Genomic DNA, 23,843 nt, shown 5'->3' on the forward strand with positions numbered 1-23,843 from the left:
CGCGGCCCCCGCGGCCCCCCGGTGGCTCCCTGGGCCCCCGCAGCGGCGCGGGCCCTCGGCAGCCCGCCGGGCGAGGTACGCCCGCCCGGCGGGGCTTCACGGCCGAGGCGGTCAGCGGGCCGCCGCGCAGGGCGTGACCGCGAGGAACTCGTCGTAGTGGTCGCGGTACGTCTCCGTGTACGTGGACGGCGGGCACAGCGCCGCCCGCTTCCGCATCACCTTCGCGTCCTCCGGGAGGATGTAACCGGCCCTCAGGTAGTCGCGCACCTCGCGGTGGAACGCCTCCAGATACGCCGCGTGGTCGCGGAAGCCGAGCTGCCCCACGGTGCGGACGTTGTCGTAGCTGCCGATGAAGCCGGGGATGTACCGGGCCTCGCCCAGCTCGACGAACGGCAGGCGCGGGACCCTCCGGCCGGTGCGGTCCTCGGTGAACGCGTTGCCCTGGTCGTCGCGGAGGACCGTGCCGTTCCGCGACGTCTCCAGCTGGGTGCTCGTGGGCGGTGCCTTGTGCTTGCGGACCCAGTCGTGCCCCTGGAGGAAGTGCGCGCGCAGCGCCGGTACGAAGGTCGCGGGGGTTGAGCCCCGCAGCCCCGGCAGGGCCGGGGGAACGGCGAGGAGGTCCGGCACGTGGGGGGTGCCCGCCACGACGTAGAAGCGGTACCGGTGCGGCAGGACGCCGCGGTCGATCAGCGTCGACGAGTCGTCGGCCTCCGAGTTCACGACGACGACCTTGCCCCGGTACCGGCCGGTGGCCATGTCGGTCTGCGGGTCGAACGTGTCCGTGGTGAACGGCATCGCCAGGTCGAAGACGCCCGAGGCGGCACCGGACTTGATCAGGCGCAGGACCGGGTACGAGCTGTCGGAGAAGCCCGTCACGTACCGGTGGCGCACCTTGCCGACCTTCCTCCGGGCATCGAGCAGGGCGCGGCCGAACTCCGTGACGATCTCGTCGTCGACCCGCTCGCCGTCCTCCAGGAAGCCGCCCTCGATGAACGTCCCGGGCACGGACGGGTCCAGGATGCGGTTGCGGAACGTGCTCCAGCCGACCCCGGCGTGCACGAAGCCCCGGGAGAACAGCAGCTTCGGTTCCAGGTAGGAGTCCAGCGTGCCGAGCCCGGCCGCGAAGTGCGGCGGCTCGACGAGCACCGTGCCGTTGCCGCGGTGCGGATCCGCCGGGGCGCTGATCCGGTACGGGACCCGGAACCGGCCGGTGGACGTCCGGCCCTCGAACACGCCGTCGTACCGCAGGTAGCGGATGCCGCCGAACGTGCCCAGCCGCGTGACGGTGGGCCGGCCGAGCCGGTCCTTCGAGCCGTCCCCGTCCGCGTGCCCGTCCCCGTCCCCCGGCGGCCGGGGGTTGTCGGTGCCGGCGGTGTCCACGCGGGCCGTCCCGGAGGCGGCCGGGGCGGCCTGGGCGCCCGGCGGGGCCGCCTCGGCGGCCGGCGCCACCAGGGCCATGCCGAGGACGGCCGGGAACAGCGCTCGCAGGGCCGTACGGGTCGCCCGGCGGCCGCCGGGGCGGGGCCGCCGATCGGGCCGGAAACGTTGCCAGAACATCGGTGTCTCTCCTTCCGCACCAGAAGGACGCGCAGGCGCCGGCGCGGGGGAGGGGTCCGCCTGGTGCAGGTCGTCGACGGGGGGCGCCGGAGCCAGCCGATCACCTTCCGCCGCCCACGGCCTTCCGGCGGCGCCCGAAGGGGCGAGCCGTTGCGCCGCGCGACCGACATCCGCGCCCTCGCGGACGCCCGGCCGCCGAGCCGCCGAGCGGGCAAGGGTGAGCCCGCCGCTCGCGGGTACGCGAGAGGACACACCGAACGGCCCGAGGAACCGTGCCGTGGAACCGAGCGACTGGCTGCTGACCGCCGACGAACGAGGCAACCCCGCGCCGCGCCTGGACAGCCGACGGGGCGGGGCGGCCTGGTCCGACGGCAACGAGGTGCGCCCGCTCGTCCACGGCGCGACCTACTTCGCCGAACTGCTCGCCACCGTCCGCGCCCAGCGCGCCGGTGACCTCTGCCTCTTCACCGACTGGCGCGGCGACCCGGACCAGCGCCTCGACGGGGAGGGCACCGAGATCGGCACCCTCCTGAGCGAGGCCGCCGCGCGCGGGGTGATCGTCAAGGGGCTGGTGTGGCGCTCGCACCTGGACCGCTTCCGGCTCAGCGAGGAGGAGAACCGCCACCTGGGCGAGGAGATCGAGGAGGCCGGCGGCGAGTGCCTGCTCGACATGCGGGTCCGGCCCGGCGGCTCCCACCACCAGAAGTACGTGGTCCTGCGGCACCCCGGCCGCCCGGAGCGGGACGTCGCGTTCGTCGGCTGCACGGACCTGTGCCACAACCGGCGCGACGACGCCGAGCACCGCGGTGACCCGCAGGCGCTGCTCATCGCCGCCGCGTACGGGCGGCACCCGCCCTGGCACGACATCCAGCTCGCCGTACGGGGACCCGCCGTCGGCGACGTCGAGGCCTGCTTCCGGGAGCGCTGGGACGACCCCGCGCCCCTCGCCCGCAGCCCCGTCACCCGCCTGCGCGAACTCGTCCACCACGAGGACACCGACGCGGAACCCCTGCCGCCGCAGCTGCCCGACCCGCGGCCCCGCGGCACCCACACCGTGCAGGTGCTCCGCACCTACCCCCGGCGGCTCGTCCACGGCTACGACTTCGCCCGGTACGGGGAGCGCAGCATCGCCCGGGGCTACCTGAAGGCGCTGCGCCGGGCCCGCGCGCTGATCTACCTGGAGGACCAGTACCTGTGGTCCACGCACGTCGTGACCTGCTTCGCCGACGCGCTGGCCGCCAACCCCCGGCTGCGGCTGATCGCGGTCGTCCCGGCCGTCCCCGAAGTCGACGGCCGGATCGGGCTGCCGGTGAACCTGGTGGGCCGCATCGCCGCGCTGGAACAGCTGCGCAGGGCGGGCGGCGACCGCGTCGCCGTGTACGCGCCGGAGAACCACGCCGGGGCGCCGGTGTACGTCCACTCGAAGGTCTGCGTGATCGACGACGTGTGGGCCGCCGTCGGCTCCGACAACGTCAACCTGCGCTCCTGGACGCACGACTCCGAGCTGTCCTGCGCCGTTCTCGACACCACGGAGGACGGGCGCGAGCCCCGGGACCCCGGCGGCCTCGGCGACGGCGCCCGCCGCTACCCACGGGAGCTGCGGCTCACGCTGTCGCGCGAGCACCTGGACCTGGACACGCCGGCGTCCCCGGGCGGCCCCGACCAGCTGTGCGACCCGGCCGGGGCGTTCCGGGCCTTCGCCGACTCCGCGGCCGCCCTGGACGCATGGCACGACGGCGGCTGCCGGGGCCCGCGCCCGCCGGGCCGCCTGCGCGCCTACCGCACGCCCCGGCTGTCCCGGTTCGCCGAAGTGCTGTCCACCCCGGCGTACCACCTCCTGGTCGACCCGGACGGCCGCCCCCTCGGCCTGCGCCGTCGCAACGCGTACTGAGCGGTCCTTTCCCCGGCGGGGCGGCCCGACCGACCGTCGGGCCGCCCCGACGCGCTACAGCGTCGCCGCCAGCCGTGTTCCCTGGTCGATGGCGCGCTTGGCGTCCAGTTCCGCCGCCACGTCGGCGCCGCCGATCAGGTGGGCCGTCACTCCGGCCGCCGTCAGCTCCTCGTACAGGTCGCGGCGCGGCTCCTGGCCCGTGCACAGCACCACGGTGTCGACGGGCACGGTGCGGGCCTCGCCGTCGACGGTGATGTGCAGGCCCTCGTCGTCGATCCGCTCGTACGACGCCCCGGCGACCATCACCACGCCCCGGTGCTTCAGCTCCGTGCGGTGGATCCACCCGGTCGTCTTGCCGAGGCCCGCGCCGACCTTGGACGTCTTGCGCTGGAGCAGCGTCACCTGGCGCGGCGGCCGCGGCCGCTCGGGGGCCCGCAGCCCGCCCCGCTCCTCGTACGACGTGTCGACGCCCCACTGGCGGAAGTACGTCTCGGCGTCCCGGCTCGCGCCCTCCCCGCCGTCCGTCAGGTACTCGGCGACGTCGAAGCCGATCCCGCCCGCGCCCAGGACGGCGACCCGCTCGCCGACCGGCGCCCCGTCCCGCAGCACGTCCAGGTAGCCCACCACGCTCGGGTGGTCGACGCCCTCGATGGCCGGCGTGCGCGGGGTGACGCCGGTGGCCACGACGACCTCGTCGTAGCCCTCCAGCAGGTCCGCCGTGACGTGCGTGTTCAGCCGCACCTCCACGCCGTGCAGCTGCAGCTGCGTGCGGAAGTAGCGCAGGGTCTCGTCGAACTCCTCCTTGCCCGGCACCCGCCTGGCCACGTTGAGCTGGCCGCCGACCTCGCCGGCCGCGTCCCACAGCGTGACGTCGTGGCCGCGTTCGGCGGCCGACACGGCGCAGGCGAGACCGGCCGGGCCGGCGCCCACGACCGCGACGCGCTTGCGCAGCCGGGTGGGGGAGAGGACCAGTTCGGTCTCGTGGCAGGCGCGCGGGTTGACCAGGCAGGAGGTGATCTTCCCGCTGAAGGTGTGGTCCAGGCAGGCCTGGTTGCAACCGATGCAGGTGTTGATCGTCTCCGGCCGGCCCTCGCGCGCCTTCGCAACGAAGTCCGGGTCGGCGAGGAACGGCCGCGCCATGGACACCATGTCGGCCCGGCCCTCGGCGAGCACCCGCTCCGCCACCTCGGGCGTGTTGATGCGGTTGCTGGTGACCAGCGGCACGGACACCGCGCCCATGAGCTTGCGCGTCACCCACGTGTAGGCGGCGCGCGGCACCGACGTCGCGATGGTGGGGATACGGGCCTCGTGCCAGCCGATGCCGGTGTTGATGATCGTGGCGCCGGCCGCCTCGATCTCCTTCGCCAGGGCGACCACCTCGTCCAGCGAGGAGCCGCCCGGCACGAGGTCGAGCATCGACAGCCGGTAGATCAGGATGAAGTCCTCGCCCAGCCGCTCGCGCGTACGGCGGACGATCTCCAGCGGGAACCGCGTCCGGTTCTCGTACGAGCCGCCCCAGCGGTCCTCGCGCCGGTTGGTCGCGGCCGCGACGAACTCGTTGATGAGGTAGCCCTCGGAGCCCATGATCTCGACGCCGTCGTACCCGGCGGACTTCGCCAGCTCGGCGGCCCGGACGTAGTCCTCGACCGTCCGCTCGACCTCGTCGTCGGTGAGGGCGTGCGGGACGAAGGGGCTGATCGGCGCCTGGAGCGCGCTCGGCGCCACCAGCTGCGGGTGGTACGCGTACCGGCCGAAGTGCAGGATCTGCATCGCGATGCGTCCGCCCGCCGCGTGCACCGCGTCCGTCACGACCCGGTGCCGGGCCGCCTCCTCCTCGGTGGTGAGCTTGGCCCCGCCGTCGTACGGCCGCCCCGCCTCGTTCGGCGCGATGCCGCCGGTCACGATGAGCCCGACCCCGCCCCGGGCGCGGGCCGCGTAGAACGCGGCCATCCGCTCGAAGCCGTTCTCGGCCTCTTCCAGGCCGACGTGCATGGACCCCATCAGCACCCGGTTGGGCAGGGTGGTGAACCCGAGGTCCAGCGGGCTCAGGAGATGCGGGTACGGGGTCATGGGGGCGCCTCCTCGCGCGATGTCGTCGCCCCAGTTGTAGACGACCCGCCCAGCATTGTGCAACAAGTTGCATAACGTCGACCGTGTGAGCTGCGCTACGCCCGCCGCGCCCTAGGGATCAACCCTCACAACAGCCGCCCGCCGTCGGGCTGTTGACCCTTGCCGAGATCAGGGGCCGGCCCCTCCCCGGCGACGATCCGGCCGCCCGTGCCGGTGACCAGGATGAAGGCGTACGTGATCACACCGACGCGCCACCATCCGAGGAGCACCCACATGACCAGCGCCCCCGCCGCCACCCGCCTCCGCACCGCGCGGGCCGTCGCCGCCGCCGCGCTCGCCCTGGGCCTCGCGGCCGGGCCCCTGGCGGCCCCGGCCGTCGCGGCCACCACGGCCCCCGCCGCCGACACCGGCACCGGGACCGGCGGGCCCGACGCCGCCGCCCTGCGCGCCGCGCTCGCCGGTCTGCCCGACCGGGAGGCGACCGCCGCTCTCGTCCGCGTCGGCGGCGACGGCACCTGGCACGGCACCGCAGGCGTACGGGACCTGCGGTCCGGCGCGCCCGCCCTGGAGCACGCCCGCTTCCGGGCCGGCTCCACCACCAAGATCGTCACCGCGGCGCTCGTCCTCCAGCTCGCCGCCGAGAAGCGCATCGACCTCGACGGCACCGTGCAGACCTACCTGCCGGGGCTGCTCACGGACGACTTCGAGCCCATCACCGTACGGCAGCTGCTCAACTTCACCAGCGGACTCCAGCCCGGCGCCTCCCTGGGCGACAGCGTCGAGGCCGGGTTCCCGCACCGGTTCGAGACGCTCACCCCGCGGGAGGTCGTGGCCGCGTCCGTCGCCAAGGGCCCCCGCCACCGCCCCGGTGAGCGCCAGCACTACGGCAACATCCACTACACGGTGCTCGGCATGCTCATCGAGAAGGTCACCGGCGACACGTACGCCCACCAGGCGGCCGTCCGGATCTTCGCACCGCTCGGCATGCGCCACACGTCCTTCCCCGTGGGCGCCGACCCCCGCGTCCACGGCCCGCACAACCGCGGCTACGAGGAGATCGACGGCCGGCTCGTCGACGTGACCGAGTGGAACATGTCCGACCGGTGGGCGGTCGGCGACATGATCTCGACCACCGCCGACCTGGAGCGGCTGATCGTCGCGCTGTTCCGCGGCAGGGTCGTCCCCGAGCCGCAGCTGCGCGAGATGTTCACCGTTCCCGACCTGCCCGGCGCCACGATGGCGGCGGCCCTGGAGCGCCATGAGGTGAACGGCAAGGTGATCTGGGGCAAGACCGGCGCCCGCCCCGGCTACCACACGGTCGTCGCGGCCACCCGCGACCTGTCGCGGACCCTCGTGTACTCGGTGAACGCGACCGACGCCAAGGGCGACGGGCTGGGCATCGTCCAGCGGTTCGCGTTCCCCGCGTTCAACCGCTGAGACCACGGCCGGTGGTGCGGGTGCCGGGCACCCGCACCACCCCGCGTCGCCGCGCCCTCACACCTCGCGCGCCACCGCCGCCCAGGCGTCCAGCTCCTCGGGCGTACGCGGCCCCGCCTCGTCCGGCTCCAGCAGCCCCCGCGACCGCAGCAGCCGCGCCACCGCCATCGCCCACGGCTGCCGCAGCCGCGCCGCGTCCAGCAGCGCGTCGTCCGCCAGCACCCGGTCCACCGGGCCCGTGCGCAGCCCACCCGGCGTGAGCACCGCCGCGTCGTCCGCCCACCGCAGCGCCAGGTCCACGTCGTGCGTCGCCATCAGCACGGTCGTCCCGGACCCGCGCAGCCGGTCCAGCACCTCCAGCAGCCGTTCCTGCCCGTGCGGGTCCAGGCCCGCCGTCGGCTCGTCGAGGATCAGCACGCGCGGCCGCATCGCCACGGCCCCGGCGATCGCCGCGCGCTTGCGCTGCCCGTACGACAGCAGGTGCGTCGGCCGGTCCTCCAGCGCGGTGATGTCCAACGCCTCCAGGGCCTCCCGCACCCGTGCCCGGACCTCCGCCTCCGGCAGCCCCAGGTTCATCGGCCCGAACGACACGTCCTGCCCCACCGACGCCGCGAACAGCTGGTCGTCCGGGTCCTGCACGACCAGCTGCACGGTCGTCCGCAGCCGGGTCAGCCCCTTCCGGTCGTACGTGACGTCCTCGCCCGCCACCCGCAGCCGTCCGCTCGCACACCGCAGCCCGCCGCTCAGCAGCCGCAGCAGCGTCGTCTTGCCGCTGCCGTTGCGGCCCAGCAGCGCCAGCGAGCGCCCCTCGGGCACCGCGAAGTCGACCCCGCTCAGCACGGCAGGGCCGTCCTCGTAGGCGTATCCGGCGCCGACCAGTTCGACGACGGCGGATCCGGATCCACTCATCACAGGAACCTTTCGAGTACGAGGGTGAGGGCGACGACCCCCGAGAGCAGCACCGCCGTCGAGGCCAGGAACCGGCGGTCCACCGGCGCCTCGGGCACCAGCACCCGCAGCGTCCCGTCGTAGCCGCGCCCCGCGAGCCCGTTCTGGAGCCGCGCCGCCCGGTCGAAGGCCCGCACGAACGCCGTGGCCGCCAGGCCCGCCACCGACCGCCACGCCGCGGCCCGGCCGGCCAGCCCCAGCCGCGCCGCCTGTGCCTGCCGGATCCGCACCACCGCGTCCAGCAGCAGGAAACCGATCCGGTACATCACCAGCGCCACGTCCACCACGGGCGCCGGCACCCCGGCCCGGACCAGCCGGGGCAGCAGGTCCGACACCGGCGTGGTGAACGCGAACAGCAGCACCCCGAGCGAGGCCGCCGACGTCCGCAGCAGCAACTGCCCCGCCTGCGCCGGCCCGTCGGGCGCCAGCGCCACGAACCCGCCCGCACCGCCCACCTGGAACAGCAGCGGAACGGCACCCGTCACGCAGAAGCCCAGCGGCAGCCGCCACGCCCGCCACAGCTGCCGCGGCGTCACCCCGGCAGGGCCCAGCAGTACGGCGAGGGCGGCCACCGCCACCAGCACGGCGCCCGGCCACGGCGGCAGCGCCACCGCGCACCCCGTCAGACCGAGCCCCAGCAGCGCCTTCTCCGCGGGATGCCGGCGGCGCCAGCGATTGCCGTGCGCCGCCACATCGATGGGCAGCACCCGCGCTACCCCGCAGCCGGACCGGAGCCCGCACCCGCGCCGGGTGCCGGGCCGGAAGCGGCCGCCGACGCGGAACGCGCGTCCGACGCCGCACCGCCGTCGGCCGCGGGGGACGCTCCGTCCGGCTCCGCGCCCGCGCCGACGGGACCGGCCTCGGCTCCGTCGGCGGCCGTATCCGCCGTCGCCTCCGCCGTCGCCTCCGCCCGCGCCCGGGCCTCGCCCTGGCGGCGGCCCCGGTGCAGGCCGAAGTAGTAGGCCAGCACACCGGCGCCCAGCGCGGCCTGGAGGGAGAACAGCGCCGACTCGACCTCGCCGGAGGGCGGCTCGTACAGCGGGGTGAACCACGGCTCGTAGTCCGGGGCGTTCTCCGCGATCGCCGTCTCGGCCTGCGCGTCGGCGCCCGTGAAGGGCTCCTCCTTGCCGTCGCCGAGCCCCAGGGCCAGCGGCAGCACGGCCAGCGCCACCACGACGGCCAGCAGCAGGAGGTTGATCCTCGTGTGACGGTTCATCGGACCGCGGCCTCCTTCGCCCCACCCCGGCCGACGCGCTCGGTCAGCACGCCGAGCCGGGTCAGCTCGCCCTTGCTGGACCGGCTCAGCAGCCGCATCACGAGCACGGTCAGCAGGCCCTCGCTCACCGCGAGCGGCAGCTGCGTCACGGCGAAGATGCCGCCGAACTTGCCGAGCGCCCCCGCGAAACCGCTGGCCGGGTCGGGGAACGCCAGCGCCAGCTGCACACTGGTCACGCAGTACGTGGACAGGTCGGCGACGAACGCGCCGAAGAACACCGCCACCATCAGCGGCACGTCGAACCGGCGCAGCAGCCGGTACGTCCCGTACCCGGCCCAGGGCCCGACGATCGCCATCGAGAACGCGTTGGCGCCGAGCGTCGTCAGCCCGCCGTGCGCCAGCAGCAGGGCCTGGAACAGCAGGGTGATCGTGCCGAGCACCGCCATGACCGGCGGCCGGAACAGGATCGCGCCGAGGCCCGTGCCCGTCGGGTGCGAGCAACTGCCCGTGACCGAGGGGATCTTCAGGGCCGACAGGACGAAAGTGAACGCACCGGACGCACCGAGCAGGAGCGTGGACTCGGGATTGGCCCTGACCTCCCGGGTCAGCGCGCGGACACCGTGGACGACGAACGGCGCGGCCGCCACCGTCCAGGCGACCGCGTGTTCCCGGGGCAGGAAACCCTCGGCTATATGCATAGGGGGGAGACCCTCTCCAACACCTCGTGGATGGACAACGCGCCCCGGCCGGTCTCCTGGCTGACGGGTCGTACCGCCTCGGCTCCGCCTTCCCGGACACCGCGGTCTCCCGCGGCCGTCCAGTGGCTTCCCCGGTGGCTTCCGAGGGGGTGGAGCCGGACTTCCCGATCACAGTGGCGAGGGCCGCACCGGTTTCCCACCGGATTTCCCGTACACCAAGGCCCTGCGACATTAGTGGTACGACCAGCTACATCACAACCGCACCTGCTCATTCCTTGCGATAGCGGTACGCCTCCGACGCCGCGGCCTCCACCGCGTCCAGGTCCCCGCCCGCCGCGGCCGTGACCACGGCGGCCACGGCGCCCTCCACGAACGGCGCGTCGACGAGCCGGGTGCCGTCCGGCAGTTCGTCGCCCTCCGCGAGCAGCGCCTTCACCGTCAGCACGGCACTGCCCAGATCCACCAGGACCGCCACCCCGGCGCCCGCGTCGACGTCCTTCGCCGCCCGGACGATCAGCTCCGCGCTGGTGCCGAGCCCGCCGTCCGGGCCGCCCCCGGCCGCGGCCACCGACACGCCGGACGCGCCTCCGGCCAGCCCCCGGGCGAGTTCCGCGACGGCCGCGGCCACCGCGGCGCTGTGCGAGACGAGGACGATGCCGACGGCGGCGCCCCCGCCCGTGGCCCCGCTCATCCGGCCACCTCCGCGAGCGCCGCGAACAGCAGCGCCGAGGAGGTCGCGCCCGGGTCCCGGTGCCCGACGGAGCGCTCCCCGAGATAGCTGGCCCTGCCCTTGCGGGCGAGCATCGGCACGGTCGCCTCCGCGCCCTCCTCGGCGGCCCGCGCGGCCGCCGGGAACGCGCCGTCGCCGCCCAGTCGGAGCGTCGCCACGGCCGGCTCCAGCGCGTCCAGCATCGTCTTGTCCCCGGCCTTCGCCCCGCCGAGCTGCGCCACCGCCGCGACACCCGCGCCGAGGGCCTCCGCCAGCTGCTCGGGCGACACCTCCGCGGCGTCGCCCAGCGCCTTGCCCGCGCGCCGCAGCAGCGTCCCGTACAGCGGTCCGGACGCCCCGCCGACCGTCGAGATCAACTGCCGCCCGGCGAGTGCCAGTACGGCCCCCGGGGACCGCGGCGGCTCCTTCTCCAGCGCCGCCGTCACCGCGGCGAACCCGCGCCGCATGTTGACCCCGTGATCGGCGTCGCCGATCGCCGAGTCCAGCTCGGTGAGCCGGTCCGCCTCCCGCGCCACCGCCGCTGCCACGGCGCCCATCCACCGCGCGAAGAAGTCCGCGTCCAGCACGCCGCTCACCGTCCCCACCGCAGCGCCGGTGTCGCCACGGGCGCGTCCCAGAGCCTCAGCAGCTCCTCGTCCGCCTCGCACAGCGTGACGGACGCGCCCGCCATGTCCAGCGACGTCACGTAGTTGCCCACCAGCGTCCGCGCCACCGGCACCCCGCGCTCGCCGAGCACCCGCTGCACCTCCGCGTTGAAGCCGTACAGCTCCAGCAGCGGCGTCGCGCCCATGCCGTTGACCAGCACCAGCACGGGCCCGCGCGGGTCCAGGTCCGCCAGGACCGCGTCCACGGCGACGTCGGCGATCTCCCCGGACGTCATCATCGGCCGCCGCTCGCGCCCCGGCTCGCCGTGGATGCCGATGCCCAGCTCCAGTTCCCCGGCCGGCAGGTCGAAGGTGGGGCTGCCCTTGGCGGGCGTGGTGCACGCGCCGAGCGCGACACCGAAGCTCCGCGACGACGCGTTCACCCGGCGGGCGATCGCCTCCACCCGCTCCAGCGGCGCGCCCTCCTCGGCGGCGGCACCCGCGATCTTCTCCACGAACAGCGTCGCCCCGGTGCCGCGCCGCCCCGCCGTGTAGAGGCTGTCGGACACGGCCACGTCGTCGTCCACGAGGACCTTGGCGATCCGTACGCCCTCGTCCTCGGCCAGCTCCGCCGCCATCTCGAAGTTGAGGACGTCACCGGTGTAGTTCTTCACCACGAACAGCACGCCCTCGCCGCTGTCCACGGCGGCGGCCGCCCGCACCATCTGGTCGGGCACGGGCGAGGTGAACACCTCACCCGGGCAGGCCGCCGACAGCATGCCCGGTCCCACGAACCCGGCGTGCAGCGGCTCGTGCCCGGACCCTCCGCCCGACACCAGCGCCACCTTCCCGGCGACCGGCGCGTCACGCCGTACGACGATCCGGTGCTCCACGTCCACGGTCAGCTCGGGGTGCGCGGCCGCGATACCCCGCAGCGCGTCGGCGACCACTGTCTCGGGCACATTGATGAGCATCCTCAACGGTTCTCTCCTCGCGGTGGGGAAGCCCAGTATCCCGGCAGCCCAGCCGCGCCGCGCAAGAACGCGCCCCCTCGCGCGCCCCACCCGTCCCCGGAGGCGCCGCCCACCTTCCCGGCCGTGCGGCGGTCCGGGCGGCGAGCGACAATACGCACATGGGACAAGGCCTCGGCTATCTGAGCGGACCGGCCAGGCTCGCCGGCCCGGACGAGGGCATCAGCCGGGAGGAACTGGCGCTCGCCACCCGCAACCACGGCCTGCCGCTGGAGGCCCTGCGCTACGACGTCACCCCGCCGGGCCTGCACTACGTGCTCACCCACTACGACATCCCGTACGCCGACGACGGGTGGCGCCTCACGGTCGGCGGCCGGGTGCGCCGGCCCCTGCGCGTCACGCCCGCCGATCTGGCGGCGTTCCCCGCCGTCACCACCAGGGTCACCATGGAGTGCGCCGGCAACGGGCGCGCCCTCCTCACCCCCCGGCCCGTCAGTCAGCCCTGGCTGGTCGAGGCGGTCGGCACCGCCGAGTGGACCGGGGTCCCGCTGCGCGTCCTGCTCGACGAGGCGGGCGCCGCCGCCGACGCGGTCGACGTGGTCTTCACCGGCGCGGACCACGGCGTCGAACGCGGCGTGGAGCAGGACTACCAGCGCGCGCTCCCCCTGGACGTGGCCCTCGGACGGGACCCCGAGGTGCTGGTGGCGTACGCGATGAACGGCGCCCCGCTCCCGCCCCAGCACGGCTGCCCGCTGCGGCTCGTCGTGCCCGGCTGGTACGGAATGGCCCACGTGAAGTGGCTGCGCGACATCACCGTGTCCGACGCCCCGTTCACCGGCTTCCAGCACACCGTGGCCTACCGCCTCCGTCAGGAGCCCGACGACGAGGGAGAGCCCGTCACCCGCATCGCGCCGCGCGCCCTCCTCGTCCCGCCCGGCTTCCCCGACTTCATGTCCCGCACCCGGGTCGTCCGGCCGGGCCCCGTACGGCTGGAGGGGCGCGCCTGGTCCGGGCGCGCGCCCTTGACGGGCGTCGAGGTCAGCACCGACGGCGGAGCCACCTGGGACCCTGCGGTCCTCGACCCGCCGGACCCGGGTGGCGACTCCCGCTGGGCCTGGCGGCGCTGGCACGCCGACTGGACCGCCGTGCCCGGCCACCACGTCCTCGCTGTCCGGGCCACCGACGAGGAGGGTGACCAGCCGTCCGGCCCGCTGTGGAACCGGGGTGGCTTCGCGAACAACCGCGTGCAGCGGCAGCCGGTGCTCTGCCTCGCCGCGCACGACGAGCCCGCCTGACCGGCCCCCGGACGGCCCTCCTGAAAGGCCGCCGCCGCCCGGCGGCCCCGCGGGGAGCCACCGGACGGCGGGCCGGCGCCGCGCGTCAGACGCGGTCGGCCGCGATCAGCAGGTAGTGGAAACTGCCCTCCTTGTACGCGGTGAGGAACGGCTCCTCGATCCCCGTCGCCAGCGACGACTTGGCCCGCAGCTCCCAGTACGGGATGGTCTGCGCGGTCAGGTCGACGACGTTCATCGGCACCAGGCCGTTCGCCGCCATCGCCTTGAAGTACTCGCTGCGCGGGTGGATGTTGCACGTGTAGTGCTCGTCGATCCGGCTCACCGCCTTCGAGCGGCCGCCGGTCAGGTCGTTGTAGCAGCCGGTGATGCAGACGTAGCGGCCGCCGACCTCCAGGACCCGGGCGAACTCCTGGAACAGCTCGAAGAGATCGACGTACATCGTGGTCTCGTTGGTCCACACGCCGCGCCGCGACCCGGTCTCGAAGCCGGTGTCGAGCATGTTGCGGAAGTGGAACCGCACCCGGTCGGAGACGCCCCGCTGCTCCGCCTGCGTGTTGGCGAAGCCGACCTGGTACTCCGAGATGGACACGCCGTCGACCTGGCAGCCGAACCGCTGGTTCGCCATGAAGCTGGTGCCGCCGCGGCCCGAGCCGGCGTCCAGCAGCCGGTCCGCGGCGGTGACGGTGCCCAGGTGGTCCAGCAGGACCTCCGCCTGGGCGGTCTCCAGCCGGTGCAGCTCCTTGGTGATCCGCTCCTCGCGGGTGTCCGCCGGGCCCGCGAGGACGGACGGGTCGTAGTCGCCGATCCCGTAGTGGTGGTGGTAGAGCCCGTCGACCTCACCGAGCCGCAGGTTGACCGGGTCCTGCTGGTTGGTGTTCCAGTACTCGGCCACCGATCTCTGGAACTCCGTCCGCAGGACGTCGTTGGTCATGGTCATGTTGCTGTTTCTCCTTCGGATGTGGGGGGTGAGAGGGGCGGGAGGGGCCGGGCGGGCCCCTCAGCTCGCGGCCGCCCCGTGGTGGCGCGCGCTGCCGGCGTGCCACTCGCGGCTGCCGCCGAGCCATGCCCACGTCCCGGCGAGGAACCGGCGCAGCTCGGGGGAGCCGGTGGGGGAGAGGGCCGCGGCCTCGGCCTCGAAGGCGCGCATCAGCTCGTCGTGGATCTCGGCGGTCCGCTCGACCGCCTCGACCGGCGAGCAGCCCTCCTCCGCGGCGATCAGCCGGGGCAGGCCGAAGTCCGTGAGGTCCTCCTTGGCCATCGCGTACAGGTCGTTCACGACGGCGCCGGCCGTGCCCGCGAGGGTGAACGCCCGCCGGACCCGAGGGTCGGCGAACTCGGACTCCGGCAGCTCGTACCCGGCGACCACGTCGATCAGCACCATGCACGGAAGGAAGCCACTTTCGTGACGGTGCATCAGGTACTCCCGGACGGGCGGGATCCGGCCCGTCGTGTGCCAGACCCCTTCCTGGTTGTACGCGAGGAACACGGTCGCCAGCTCGTGGCGCAGCCGCCGGACCTGGGCCGTCGTCGCGTACCGGGCGAGGTCGTCCAGGGCGGAGCGGAGGGCGGCCGCCACCGGGTCGTCCCGGACGGCCTCCTCCATCTGCGGCGCGTACCGCGGGAGGAGGTGCGGCCGATCGGCGACCGCGTGGGCGAGGGCGAGGCGCCGCCCCGGCACGTCGGCCCGGGACTCCTCCGCCTCCCCTCCGGCGTGGTGGTCGCCGACGGCCCACGCCGACAGGGCGCACTTCGCGGCCGCCAGCAGCCGGTCCGGGTCGTCCGACTCGGGGTGGGCCAGCATGACGAGCCGCCCGAAGTCCGCCGACCGGACCCGGTCGAGCCGGCCCGGATAGAGGCCCGTCTCCTCGGCCCACGCCACCAGCCGTTCGTTGACGGCCTCGCCGAGGTCGGGGTCGTCCCGGACGACAGGCGGGGAGTGGAGCCGCGGACCCGCGCCGGGCGCCGTGTCCGGCTCCGGTACCGGCGCCGCCGCGGTGGTGGCGGGCGGCGGGACGGTGGGAGGCGGTGACGTGCCGACGCCGAGGAGCGGGAGCTGTCCCTCACGGGGCGTCAGCTTGGCCGCGGCCGTACCGATCCCGCGGGCGCCGGCCAGACCCTCCACGACCGTGCCCGGCACGAGCGACCCCATGGTGACCAGCTTCGCCGCGGACTTCGCGGCCTCCGCCGCGCCCGGGCCCCCGTTCCCGGCGCCGCCCGGTGCCGGGAGCCGCAGCTCCGGCAGCGGTCGGTGCGCGGCGGACGCCGACGCTGTGGTTCCGGTGCGGGCAGCGCCGGCCCCGAGTCCGGTGGGCCCGCTCGGGATCCGCGGCCCGGCCGGGGTTCGGGACGGCTCGGCTCGCCCGGGGCCCGCGAGGAGTGCGCCGACGAGCGCGGCGACCTCGTGGCCGGCCGGGGCGGAGGACATGCGGGACAGCAGTGACACCGTCTAGCCCTCCTTCGGCCGGAGCCGTCGCTGCGGCGGGGCGGGGTGCTCACGCACGAGGACGGACCTCGACGTTCTCCAGGATCCCGATCGCGTCGGGCACCAGCACCGCCGCCGAGTAGTAGGTGCTGACCAGGTACGAGATGATCGCCTTGTCGTCGATCCCCATGAACCGGACGTTGAGGCCGGGCTCGTACTCGTCGGGCAGGCCCGTCTGGAAGAGGCCGATGACGCCCTCGTTGTCCTCGCCGGTACGCATGGCGAAGATCGAGGACGTGTGCGCGTCCGTGATCGGGATCTTGTTGCACGGCAGGATGGGGATGCCGCGCCAGGCCGGGATGTGGTGGCCGTCGACGTCGACGCTGCCGAAGTAGATCCCGCGCCGGTTGCACTCCTTGCCGAAAGCGGCGATGGCCCGCGGGTGGGCGAAGATGTACTTCGTACCGCGCCGCATGCTGATCAGGTCGTCCATGTCGTCCGGCGTCGGCGGGCCGTCCGGGGTCTGGATGCGCTGGCTGTAGTCGGTGTTGGCGAGCAGGCCGAACTGCTGGTTGTTGACCAGTTCGTGCTCCTGGCGCTCGCGCAGCGCCTCGATGGTCAGGCGGAGCTGCTGCTCGGTCTGGTTCATCGGCTGGTTGTACAGGTCGGCGACGCGGGTGTGGACCTTCAGCACCGTCTGGGCGACGCTCAGCTCGTACTCGCGGGGCGACAGCTCGTAGTCCACGAACGTCTGCGGCAGGGCCGGCTCGCCCTGGTGGCCCGACAGGAACTCGATGGCCTTCTCGCCGTACTTGTTGGTCTTGTGCCCGTTGGAGCCCATCGACGCCACGTGGCGGCGCAGCGCCTCGTGCTGTCCGGAGACCGACTTGTAGGCCGCCTGCGTCAGGGTCAGCACCGTCGTCGAGGTGAGGGCGCGGACCGTGTACTCCCAGCTGCCGCCGCCCCCGGCCAGCATCTGGCCGCCGAAGGAGTCGCCGTCGGCGAGCATGCCGAGGCGGGTCTCCTGCTCGTCGTACTTGGTCCGGCCGATCTTCTCCACCTTGCCGTGCGCGATCAGGAAGACCTGGTCCGCCTTGCGGCCGGACTCCACGATGACCTGGCCCGGGCGGTAGTCCTTCTGGACGAACTTGCCGGCGAGGGCGGTCAGTGCCTCCTCGTCGTCGAATGCGTTCAGCAGCGGCAGTTCGGCCAGCTCGGCCGGGACGACCTGTACCTTGGAGCCGGTCTGGATGAACGTCACACGGCCGTCGCCGACGGCGTACGAGAGCCGGCGGTTGACCCGGTAGACGCCGCCGGGCGTATGCACCCACGGCAGCTTCCGCAGCAGCCAGCGCGAGCTGATCTCCTGCATCTGCGGCCGGGACTTGGTGGTGGTCGCGAGGTTCCGGGCCGCCGCGGTGCTGAGGCTGAGCCGGTCCTCCTCGGTCCCGGTGGTGATCTGTGACGCACGGGCCGTACGTGTCTCGACAGACATGGCTGCTTTCCGTTCCGGTTCGAATGAGGGATGGGGCGAGGAACGACCGTTTGGTCACTCCACGTGCCTAGCTGTAACGGAAAGTGAGGGGGTTGGTGGTCGAGACACGCGCGCCGGGCCGCAGCGCGCCCCCAGGTGGGCGCTCCACCGCTGCGCCTCCGCGCGCCCCCGGCGACACCTCGGCGCGGGTGCGGAAACGATTCGCTGGGGGTGGCGGGGAATTGAAGGCGGGCGCTCGGGCCCTGCCGGGCGTTGAACGCTCAGCGCGGGTAGGCCGTCCAGCCCTCCGGGAGCGGCGCTCCTCGCCAGACGGTGAGCACCGCGGCGCTCGGCGGGAACAGCGGGGCGGGAAGCGCGTCGGGGCGGACCCAGGTCCAGCCGTCGCAGACGTCCGGTTCCGTCACCCTCGCCACGGGGTCCGGGGCGGTCGTGCGCAGGGTGACTCCCGCGGTGACGTGGGTGCGCTCGCCGGCGGTGTGCAGGACGACGGTGAACGCCCGAGGGTCCGCCACCGCCCCGATGCCGGTCTCCTCGGCGACCTCGCGGACGGCGGCCTCCTCGAAGGTCTCGCCGGCCTCCACGTGACCGCCCGGCAACGACCAGGTGGCGGGTTCGCCGCGCTTGACGCGGCGCCCCACCAGCAGCGCGCCGTCGGGTCGCAGCAGGACGGCGCCCACGCCGACGACGGGGCCCCGGAGCCCCGGTGAAGCACCCACGGTCCCCCCTCGGCCGACTGTGCCGGACTGATACGTTCCGGCGGTACGACAGGTGGTCAACCTACCCGACCGGCGGCTCCCGCCGGAGGCGTGGCGGCCGGCACCCCCACCCCTCCTCCCTCCCCGCGCGGGGGTGACAAGGGTTTTCCCCGTATCGGCTTCATCCAGGGTTTCCCTACTGTCTGCCGCACCGGCGAATCCCCTTCTCTGACTCGTAGCTGTCAGGTGCATGTAACCCCATGCATGCGACCCCGGGGGGTGCCTCCGGTGACGGCCCCCCACGGGACCGTCGCGCCGGCGGCGGCGCAAAGGCCCACCCAGCCCTCGGGGTCGTGGTCGTACCCCACACACGACCACGGCCCCGCGCCGCCCGCCCGCGCTCCGCACCGTCAGCTGCTCCGGGAGTCGCCGGAGCCAGCCCCTGAAAGGGAACACCTTGAACGGTTCCAGGCGGAGACTCATATCCGTCGTGGCGGCTGCCGCCACGATCGCCGGCGTCACGGCCACCTCCTCGGTGGCGCTCGCCGCGCAGGCCACCCCCTCCCCGAAGCCGGTCGCCCCGGCTTCGCAGGCCATGAACCAGGCCTCCCTGCCGAGCGCCCCCGTCGAGAAGGTCATCGTGACCTACAAGACCGGCGCCACCGAGGCCACCTCCAACACCGCCGCGAAGAACGACGCCGCCGCCAAGGCCGCGGAGACCGGCGAGAAGCTGGCCTTCGAGCGCCGCCTCGCCGGTGGCCAGGCCCTGGTCGACCTCGGCGCCGACGCCGGCAAGCAGGACGTCGCCGAGGTCATGGACGCCTTCCGCGCCGACCCGTCCGTCGCGTCCGTCGAGCCCGACATCCGCGCCTACGCGATGGCGGTCACCCCCAACGACACCGAGTACGCCAAGCAGTGGGACCTCTTCGAGGCCACCGGCGGCATGAACGTGCCCGGCGCCTGGGACAAGACCACCGGCAGCGGTGTCACCGTCGCCGTCATCGACACCGGCCAGACCAACCACTCGGACCTCACCGGGAACATGGTCGCCGGCTACGACTTCATCTCCAGCTCCACCGACGCCCGCGACGGCAACGGCCGCGACAGCAACCCCAACGACGAGGGCGACTGGAACGCCACCGACGGCGAGTGCGGCGCCGGCTCCCGCGCGAGCAACTCCTCCTGGCACGGCACCCACGTGGCCGGCACCATCGGCGCCACCACGCACAACACCAAGGGCATCGCCGGCGTCTCGTACGGCGCGAAGGTCCAGCACGTCCGCGTGCTCGGCAAGTGCGGCGGCTCCTCCGCGGACATCGCCGACGCCATCACCTGGGCCTCCGGCGGCTCCGTGCCGGGCGTCCCGGCCAACGCCACCCCGGCCAAGGTCATCAACCTGAGCCTCGGCGGCGCCAGCTCCACCTGCCCGAGCGTCTACCAGAACGCCATCAACGGCGCCGTCTCGCGCGGTACGACCGTCGTCGTCGCGGCCGGCAACAGCAACGCCAACGCCTCCGGCTTCACCCCGGCCAACTGCTCCAACGTCATCACCGTGGCGTCCACGAGCCGTGAGGGCAACCGGTCGTACTACTCCAACTACGGCACCACCGTCGACGTCTCCGCCCCCGGTGGCGAGACCCGCCGCGCCACCGACACGCCCGGCACCGTCACCACGCCCGAGAACGGCATCCTCTCGACGCTGAACTCCGGCACCACCGTCCAGTCGACGGAGAACTACAAGCCGTACCAGGGCACCTCGATGGCCGCCCCGCACATCGCCGGCCTCGCCGCGCTGATGAAGTCGGCCAAGTCGACCCTGACCCCGGCCGAGATCGAGTCCGCCATCAAGGCCAACGCCCGCCCGCTCCCCGGCACCTGCTCCGGCGGCTGCGGCGCCGGCATCGCCGACGCGACGAAGACGGTCACCGCGGTCACCGGCGGCACCACCACGCCCGGCGGTTCCACCTTCACCAACGCGACGAACGTGACGATCTCGGACAACTCCACCGTCACCTCCTCGATCGCCGTCACCGGTGTCACCGGCAACGCCCCGGCCACCCTCAAGGTGGACGTGGACATCAAGCACACCTGGCGCGGTGACCTCGTCATCGACCTGGTCGCCCCCGACGGCACCGCCTACCGCCTGAAGAACTCCAGCGGCAGCGACTCCGCCGACAACGTCCTGGCCAGCTACACCGTCAACGCCTCGACCGAGGTCGCGAACGGCACCTGGCAGCTGCGTGTCCAGGATGTGGCCTCGGGTGACACCGGCTACATCGACTCCTGGGGTCTCACCTTCTGAAACCCGGACAAGTTCAGCATCGCCGCAGCTCAACAGCGCACCCCCGGCAGTCCGCCGGGGGTGCGCCCCGTTGGGTGACCGTCCACATGCCGGACAAGACACCTGGACTATCGGGGCGGGCTTCGTATCCTTCGGACGCGGGCAGGGGGCCCGCTGCTCGTGGGCAGGGGGCCCGCGCGCCGGAGGGTGGTGGCACATGAGGACGACGCCGTACCGCTCCACGCCGGTGGGCCGGGCCGATCTCCTGGCGCGCCTCGAACTGATCCTGCGCAGCCGCGGCCGCGCCGTGCTCACCGGCCCCGCCGGAGTCGGCAAGACCGAGGTCGCCCAGGCCGCAGCCGCCCAGGCCGCCTCCCGCGGCGAGACCGTCCTGTGGCTCGCCCCGCAGCCGGCCGACCACGACATGGCGGGCGCGGCCGCCGCCGCCCTCGTCGCCTCCGTACCGCCCGCCGCCCTCGACGGGCTGCCCGGCCCCCAGCGCGACGCCGTCGCCGTGCTCAGCCGCGAGGCCGCCGCGCCCGCCACCGGCTGGGACCCCATCGCCCTGCGCCTCGGCCTCGCCCGCATCCTGCGCACCCTCGCCGAACAGACGCCCGTCCTCCTCGTCGTGGACGACACCCGCCACATCGACCCCGACAGCGCCGACCTGCTGCGCTTCGCGCTCCACCTCGCCCCGCCGGAGCTGCGCGTCCTCGCCGTGGAGACGCCCGCGCTCGACGGCCCCGGCGGCGCGTACGGCGACCACGCGCCGCACCGCGGCGGCCAGCTGCCCGCGACGGCGACGCCCGGCACGGGCGGCGGCGCCGGCATACCCGGGCCGGGCGACTCCGAGACCCACGGGCCCGCCGGTGTCACCGGCCCGGGTGGCGTCACCGGCCCCGGCTCCGCGGCGGGTGCCGAGGCCGCCGTCGGTGCTCCCTTCCCGCTGTGGGTGCCGTCCGAGGCCGACGTCCTGCTCGTCCCGCCCCTCCAGGCCGACGAGATCGCCGAACTCCTCGTCCACCACCGCCTCGCCTCCCGCATGGCCGGCCGCATCCACCGCGCCAGCGGCGGCAACCCGCGCCTCGCCCTGGCGGTCGGCCGCACCCTCGCCGACGCCCGCACCCCGGTCCACCACGCGGAGGCCCTGCCCCTGTCCGGCCGCGCCCGCGACCTGGCCCGCCGGATGCTCGCGCCCGCCTCGCCCGCGGTGCGCGCCGCGCTCCTCCTCGCCGCCCTCGCCCTGCGCCCGACCGCCGCCCTGGTCCGCCGCGCCGGCCGCCCCACCGCCGAGGCGGAACTCGCCGCCGCCGAACGCGCCGGCCTCGTCTCGCTCACCGAGAACGGCGCCGTCGCCTTCACCGCCGGCCTGCTGCCCACGACCCTCGTGCACGACACCTGCTGGACCGCCCGCAGCGAGGCGCACACCGCCCTCGCCCGGGTCGTCGACGACCCCGTCGAGGCGGTCCGCCACCGCGCACTGGCCACCGACGTCCCCGACGAGGACCTGGCCGCCGAGGTCGCGGAGGCCGCCGAAACGGTACGCCGCCGGGGCAACAGCGCCCTGGCCGCCGAACTCGCCCTGCTCGCCGCCGAGACCACCCCCGTGCACCTGGGCCGCCGCCGCATCGCGCGGCTCGCCGACGCGGCCGAGGAGGCCGCCCGTGCCGCCCGCGCCGACCTGGCCGTCCGCGCCGCCGCCGACCTGCTCGCCCGCGACGCGACCCCTGTCGAACGGCTCCGCGCCCGGCTCGCCGTCCTCGACACGGCGGGCCAGGGGCTGACCGACCTGGACGAGCTCTACGTGCACGCCCTGGAGGACTCCGAGGGCGACCCCGCCCTGCGCGCCGCCGTGCAGCTCCGCCTCGCGGTCAAACACGTCCTCGCCGACGGCGACCCCGTCCGTGCCCGCGCCGCAGCCGTCGAGTCGGCCGCGCTCGCCACCTCCGTCGGCGACCGGCACACCGCCGCGCAGGCGCTCACCCAGCAGGCCCGCATGGACCGTGTCCTCGGCTCCGCCGACGCCGAGAAGACCCTCGCCGACGCCCGCGCCCTGGAGATGGCCGACCGCCCGCTCGGCGTCCGCAACGCCGCCCAGATCCTGACCATCCGTCACGCCCTGTTCGACGACCGGCTCGCCGAGGCCCGCGACCAGATCAACGCCCTGCTGCCGCTCGTCGAACGGCGCGGCCCCGTCGAGGACACCATCGAACTGCTCCACACCCTCGCCGCCGTCGAGGCCCGGCGCGGCCAGTGCGCCGCCGCCCTCCAGCACGCCGGCCGCTCCCTGGCCCTCACCCTGGAGGCCGGGCTCTCCCCGGGCCCGGCCTGGTACACGCTGGCCCTCGCCGAGACCGCGGGCGGCAGCTTCGCCCGCGCCGCCAGCTACGCCCGGCGCAGCGCCCAGGCGTCCGAGGAGGAGGGCGACCACGTCTTCCTCTCGCGCAGCCTGTACGCCCTGGGGCGGGTCCAGTTGGTGACCGGGGACGTGTCCGGCGCGGTGGAGACGCTGCGCCGGGTGCAGGAGGGGGAGCGGGCCCAGGGCACCGTCGACCCGTCCATGCTGCGCTGGCACGAGGAGCTGGCGGAGGCGCTGCTCACCGCCGACGCCCGCGAGGAGGCGGAGGAACTCCTCGCCGACGTGGGCCCGGTCGCCGAACGCCTGGGCCGCACCACGGTGCTGCTGGGCTGCGACCGCGCGTACGCGCTGTGCCTCGCGGCGGGCGGCAAGCCGGAGGAGGCGGCCGGGCTGCTGGTGGAGACCGCCGACCGGTTCGCGACGCACGGGCTCGTCCTGGAGCAGGGGCGCTGCCTCATCGCGCTGGCACGCGTGGAGCGCAGGCGGCGCCGGAGGTCGGCCGCCCAACAGGCCCTCCAGGCGGCGGCGGCCGTCTTCGAACGGGCCGGGGCGGTGCCGTGGCTCGAACTCGCGGCGGACAGCTCCCCGCGCGCCGAGGCCGTCCCGGCGGGGGTCGGCGCGCTGTCCCTGCTCACGGACGCGGAGGTCCGCCTCGCCCGGATGGTCGGGCAGGGCGCGAGCAACCAGGAGGCCGCGGCGCGCCTCTACCTGAGCGTCAAGACCGTCGAGGCGCGGCTGACGCGGATCTACCAGAAGCTCGACGTCCGCTCCCGCGCCCAGCTGGCGACGCTCGTCAACACCTCGCCGGGCGCGGCGGCGGGCGACGACCTCTTCTGAAGGACGAGGTGCGTCGCCCGCGGTGAGAGCCGGTCAGCCGGTCGGGCCGGTCAGTCTTCGGTCTCGCCGCCCCGGACGGCGGTGCTGTCGGTCGGCTTGCTGTCGGTCACGTCGTCGAGGACGGTGCCGGTCACGTCGGTGCCGACCAGCGAGGACGGGTCGGCCAGGGCGTCGCCGACGACGGCGTGGGAGGGTGGGGTCACGAGGGCGGTGACGAAGCCTGCGGCGAGGGACGCCACGGCGAGCATGCTGCGCTTCTTCATGCCCCGGTCAACTCCCCTGCCCTCGGGGCGGTCACGGCGACCGTGTGTACGCAGATCCGTGCGAACCGTCGCCCGTCCGGTGGTCGCCGCTGAT

20 protein-coding genes and 1 riboswitch are annotated in these 23,843 nt (G+C 74.5%); of the genes, 5 read left to right on the forward strand and 15 right to left on the reverse strand.

Annotation, left to right across the window (positions count from 1 at the left end; translation table 11 throughout):
- Positions 1-111: 111 nt before the first annotated feature.
- A complete protein-coding gene (locus tag ABEB09_RS31085) occupies positions 112-1,557 on the reverse strand; it encodes an alpha/beta hydrolase domain-containing protein (protein WP_345693241.1) in 1,446 nt (481 codons plus the stop codon).
- A 277-nt stretch (positions 1,558-1,834) separates the two neighbouring features.
- Here ABEB09_RS31085 and ABEB09_RS31090 point away from each other — a divergent pair, with 277 nt between their 5' ends.
- Positions 1,835-3,448, forward strand: coding sequence for a phospholipase D family protein (locus tag ABEB09_RS31090; RefSeq protein WP_345693242.1), 1,614 nt, complete (start codon positions 1,835-1,837; stop codon positions 3,446-3,448).
- A gap of 54 nt (positions 3,449-3,502) precedes the next feature.
- Here the strand turns inward: ABEB09_RS31090 and ABEB09_RS31095 are convergent, their stop codons facing one another.
- Positions 3,503-5,518 carry an oxidoreductase gene (locus ABEB09_RS31095; RefSeq protein WP_345694145.1) on the reverse strand — a complete coding sequence of 672 codons (2,016 nt, stop codon included), beginning with the start codon at positions 5,516-5,518 and terminating at the stop codon, positions 3,503-3,505.
- Positions 5,519-5,643: 125 nt separating this feature from the next.
- Positions 5,644-5,793 (reverse strand): hypothetical protein, encoded by a 150-nt coding sequence (locus ABEB09_RS31100; RefSeq protein WP_345693243.1) that lies wholly within the window; start codon positions 5,791-5,793, stop codon positions 5,644-5,646.
- Here ABEB09_RS31100 and ABEB09_RS31105 point away from each other — a divergent pair.
- Positions 5,792-6,955 carry a serine hydrolase domain-containing protein gene (locus ABEB09_RS31105; protein ID WP_345693244.1) on the forward strand — a complete coding sequence of 388 codons (1,164 nt, stop codon included), beginning with the start codon at positions 5,792-5,794 and terminating at the stop codon, positions 6,953-6,955. The two genes, ABEB09_RS31100 and ABEB09_RS31105, sit on opposite strands and share 2 nt — an antisense overlap.
- Before the next feature lie 57 nt (positions 6,956-7,012).
- Here the strand turns inward: ABEB09_RS31105 and ABEB09_RS31110 are convergent, their stop codons facing one another.
- From ABEB09_RS31110 to dhaK, 7 genes are all read right to left on the reverse strand, one after another.
- Positions 7,013-7,864 carry an ATP-binding cassette domain-containing protein gene (locus ABEB09_RS31110; protein WP_345693245.1) on the reverse strand — a complete coding sequence of 284 codons (852 nt, stop codon included), beginning with the start codon at positions 7,862-7,864 and terminating at the stop codon, positions 7,013-7,015.
- On the reverse strand, positions 7,864-8,610 hold the full coding sequence (gene cbiQ, locus ABEB09_RS31115) for a cobalt ECF transporter T component CbiQ (protein ID WP_345693246.1): 747 nt from the start codon (positions 8,608-8,610) through the stop codon (positions 7,864-7,866). Before cbiQ ends, ABEB09_RS31110 begins: the two co-directional genes overlap by 1 nt.
- Positions 8,611-8,615: 5 nt before the next feature.
- Entirely contained in the window at positions 8,616-9,119 is a 504-nt protein-coding gene (locus tag ABEB09_RS31120; RefSeq protein WP_345693247.1) for an energy-coupling factor ABC transporter substrate-binding protein, read from the reverse strand.
- Positions 9,116-9,817, reverse strand: a complete 702-nt coding sequence (locus tag ABEB09_RS31125; RefSeq protein WP_345693248.1) for an energy-coupling factor ABC transporter permease — start codon at positions 9,815-9,817, stop codon at positions 9,116-9,118. Before ABEB09_RS31125 ends, ABEB09_RS31120 begins: the two co-directional genes overlap by 4 nt.
- Positions 9,818-9,846: 29 nt before the next feature.
- Positions 9,847-10,052: riboswitch (cobalamin riboswitch) on the reverse strand.
- Between the two features lie 33 nt (positions 10,053-10,085).
- Entirely contained in the window at positions 10,086-10,508 is a 423-nt protein-coding gene (locus ABEB09_RS31130) for a PTS-dependent dihydroxyacetone kinase phosphotransferase subunit DhaM (RefSeq protein ID WP_345693249.1), read from the reverse strand.
- Entirely contained in the window at positions 10,505-11,113 is a 609-nt protein-coding gene (gene dhaL / locus ABEB09_RS31135) for a dihydroxyacetone kinase subunit DhaL (protein ID WP_345694146.1), read from the reverse strand. Before dhaL ends, ABEB09_RS31130 begins: the two co-directional genes overlap by 4 nt.
- Positions 11,114-11,118: 5 nt before the next feature.
- Complete coding sequence (dhaK, locus tag ABEB09_RS31140; RefSeq protein WP_345693250.1) at positions 11,119-12,111, reverse strand: dihydroxyacetone kinase subunit DhaK; 993 nt, start codon at positions 12,109-12,111, stop codon at positions 11,119-11,121.
- A gap of 152 nt (positions 12,112-12,263) precedes the next feature.
- On the opposite strand from dhaK, the gene ABEB09_RS31145 reads away from it, so the two are divergent.
- Positions 12,264-13,397 carry a sulfite oxidase gene (locus ABEB09_RS31145; protein WP_345693251.1) on the forward strand — a complete coding sequence of 378 codons (1,134 nt, stop codon included), beginning with the start codon at positions 12,264-12,266 and terminating at the stop codon, positions 13,395-13,397.
- 85 nt (positions 13,398-13,482) lie between these two features.
- Here ABEB09_RS31145 and ABEB09_RS31150 read toward each other — a convergent pair whose 3' ends face one another.
- The 4 genes from ABEB09_RS31150 to ABEB09_RS31165 form a co-directional block, all read right to left on the reverse strand.
- A complete protein-coding gene (locus ABEB09_RS31150; protein ID WP_345693252.1) occupies positions 13,483-14,334 on the reverse strand; it encodes a geranyl diphosphate 2-C-methyltransferase in 852 nt (283 codons plus the stop codon).
- A 60-nt stretch (positions 14,335-14,394) separates the two neighbouring features.
- Complete coding sequence (locus ABEB09_RS31155) at positions 14,395-15,840, reverse strand: family 2 encapsulin nanocompartment cargo protein terpene cyclase (protein ID WP_345693253.1); 1,446 nt, start codon at positions 15,838-15,840, stop codon at positions 14,395-14,397.
- A 49-nt stretch (positions 15,841-15,889) separates the two neighbouring features.
- Positions 15,890-17,314 carry a family 2B encapsulin nanocompartment shell protein gene (locus ABEB09_RS31160; RefSeq protein ID WP_345693254.1) on the reverse strand — a complete coding sequence of 475 codons (1,425 nt, stop codon included), beginning with the start codon at positions 17,312-17,314 and terminating at the stop codon, positions 15,890-15,892.
- A gap of 260 nt (positions 17,315-17,574) precedes the next feature.
- The gene (locus ABEB09_RS31165) at positions 17,575-18,030 is read right to left on the reverse strand and encodes a nucleotide triphosphate diphosphatase NUDT15 (protein ID WP_345693255.1); all 456 of its coding nucleotides are present in this window, start codon (positions 18,028-18,030) and stop codon (positions 17,575-17,577) included.
- Positions 18,031-18,499: 469 nt separating this feature from the next.
- On the opposite strand from ABEB09_RS31165, the gene ABEB09_RS31170 reads away from it, so the two are divergent.
- Together ABEB09_RS31170 and ABEB09_RS31175 are read left to right on the forward strand one after the other, a co-directional pair.
- On the forward strand, positions 18,500-20,311 hold the full coding sequence (locus ABEB09_RS31170) for a S8 family serine peptidase (RefSeq protein WP_345693256.1): 1,812 nt from the start codon (positions 18,500-18,502) through the stop codon (positions 20,309-20,311).
- A gap of 196 nt (positions 20,312-20,507) precedes the next feature.
- Positions 20,508-23,486 (forward strand): helix-turn-helix transcriptional regulator, encoded by a 2,979-nt coding sequence (locus tag ABEB09_RS31175; RefSeq protein ID WP_345693257.1) that lies wholly within the window; start codon positions 20,508-20,510, stop codon positions 23,484-23,486.
- A 50-nt stretch (positions 23,487-23,536) separates the two neighbouring features.
- On the opposite strand, the gene ABEB09_RS31180 is transcribed toward ABEB09_RS31175, so the two are convergent.
- On the reverse strand, positions 23,537-23,749 hold the full coding sequence (locus tag ABEB09_RS31180) for a hypothetical protein (RefSeq protein WP_345693258.1): 213 nt from the start codon (positions 23,747-23,749) through the stop codon (positions 23,537-23,539).
- Positions 23,750-23,843 lie beyond the last annotated feature (94 nt).

The sequence above is a fragment of the Streptomyces coeruleoprunus genome (genome assembly GCF_039542925.1).
GTDB classification, from domain to species: domain Bacteria; phylum Actinomycetota; class Actinomycetes; order Streptomycetales; family Streptomycetaceae; genus Streptomyces; species Streptomyces coeruleoprunus.

Excerpts from the sequence above, each read along its gene's own strand:
- ABEB09_RS31085 (WP_345693241.1), bottom strand. The coding sequence starts at position 1,557 with ATGTTCTGGCAACGTTTCCGGCCCGATCGGCGGCCCCGCCCCGGCGGC.
- ABEB09_RS31095 (WP_345694145.1), bottom strand. The coding sequence starts at position 5,518 with ATGACCCCGTACCCGCATCTCCTGAGCCCGCTGGACCTCGGGTTCACC.
- ABEB09_RS31105 (WP_345693244.1), top strand. The coding sequence starts at position 5,792 with ATGACCAGCGCCCCCGCCGCCACCCGCCTCCGCACCGCGCGGGCCGTC.
- ABEB09_RS31100 (WP_345693243.1), bottom strand. The coding sequence starts at position 5,793 with ATGTGGGTGCTCCTCGGATGGTGGCGCGTCGGTGTGATCACGTACGCC.
- ABEB09_RS31110 (WP_345693245.1), bottom strand. The coding sequence starts at position 7,864 with ATGAGTGGATCCGGATCCGCCGTCGTCGAACTGGTCGGCGCCGGATAC.
- ABEB09_RS31120 (WP_345693247.1), bottom strand. The coding sequence starts at position 9,119 with ATGAACCGTCACACGAGGATCAACCTCCTGCTGCTGGCCGTCGTGGTG.
- ABEB09_RS31125 (WP_345693248.1), bottom strand. The coding sequence starts at position 9,817 with ATGCATATAGCCGAGGGTTTCCTGCCCCGGGAACACGCGGTCGCCTGG.
- ABEB09_RS31130 (WP_345693249.1), bottom strand. The coding sequence starts at position 10,508 with ATGAGCGGGGCCACGGGCGGGGGCGCCGCCGTCGGCATCGTCCTCGTC.
- ABEB09_RS31145 (WP_345693251.1), top strand. The coding sequence starts at position 12,264 with ATGGGACAAGGCCTCGGCTATCTGAGCGGACCGGCCAGGCTCGCCGGC.
- ABEB09_RS31150 (WP_345693252.1), bottom strand. The coding sequence starts at position 14,334 with ATGACCATGACCAACGACGTCCTGCGGACGGAGTTCCAGAGATCGGTG.
- ABEB09_RS31160 (WP_345693254.1), bottom strand. The coding sequence starts at position 17,314 with ATGTCTGTCGAGACACGTACGGCCCGTGCGTCACAGATCACCACCGGG.
- ABEB09_RS31175 (WP_345693257.1), top strand. The coding sequence starts at position 20,508 with ATGAGGACGACGCCGTACCGCTCCACGCCGGTGGGCCGGGCCGATCTC.
- ABEB09_RS31180 (WP_345693258.1), bottom strand. The coding sequence starts at position 23,749 with ATGAAGAAGCGCAGCATGCTCGCCGTGGCGTCCCTCGCCGCAGGCTTC.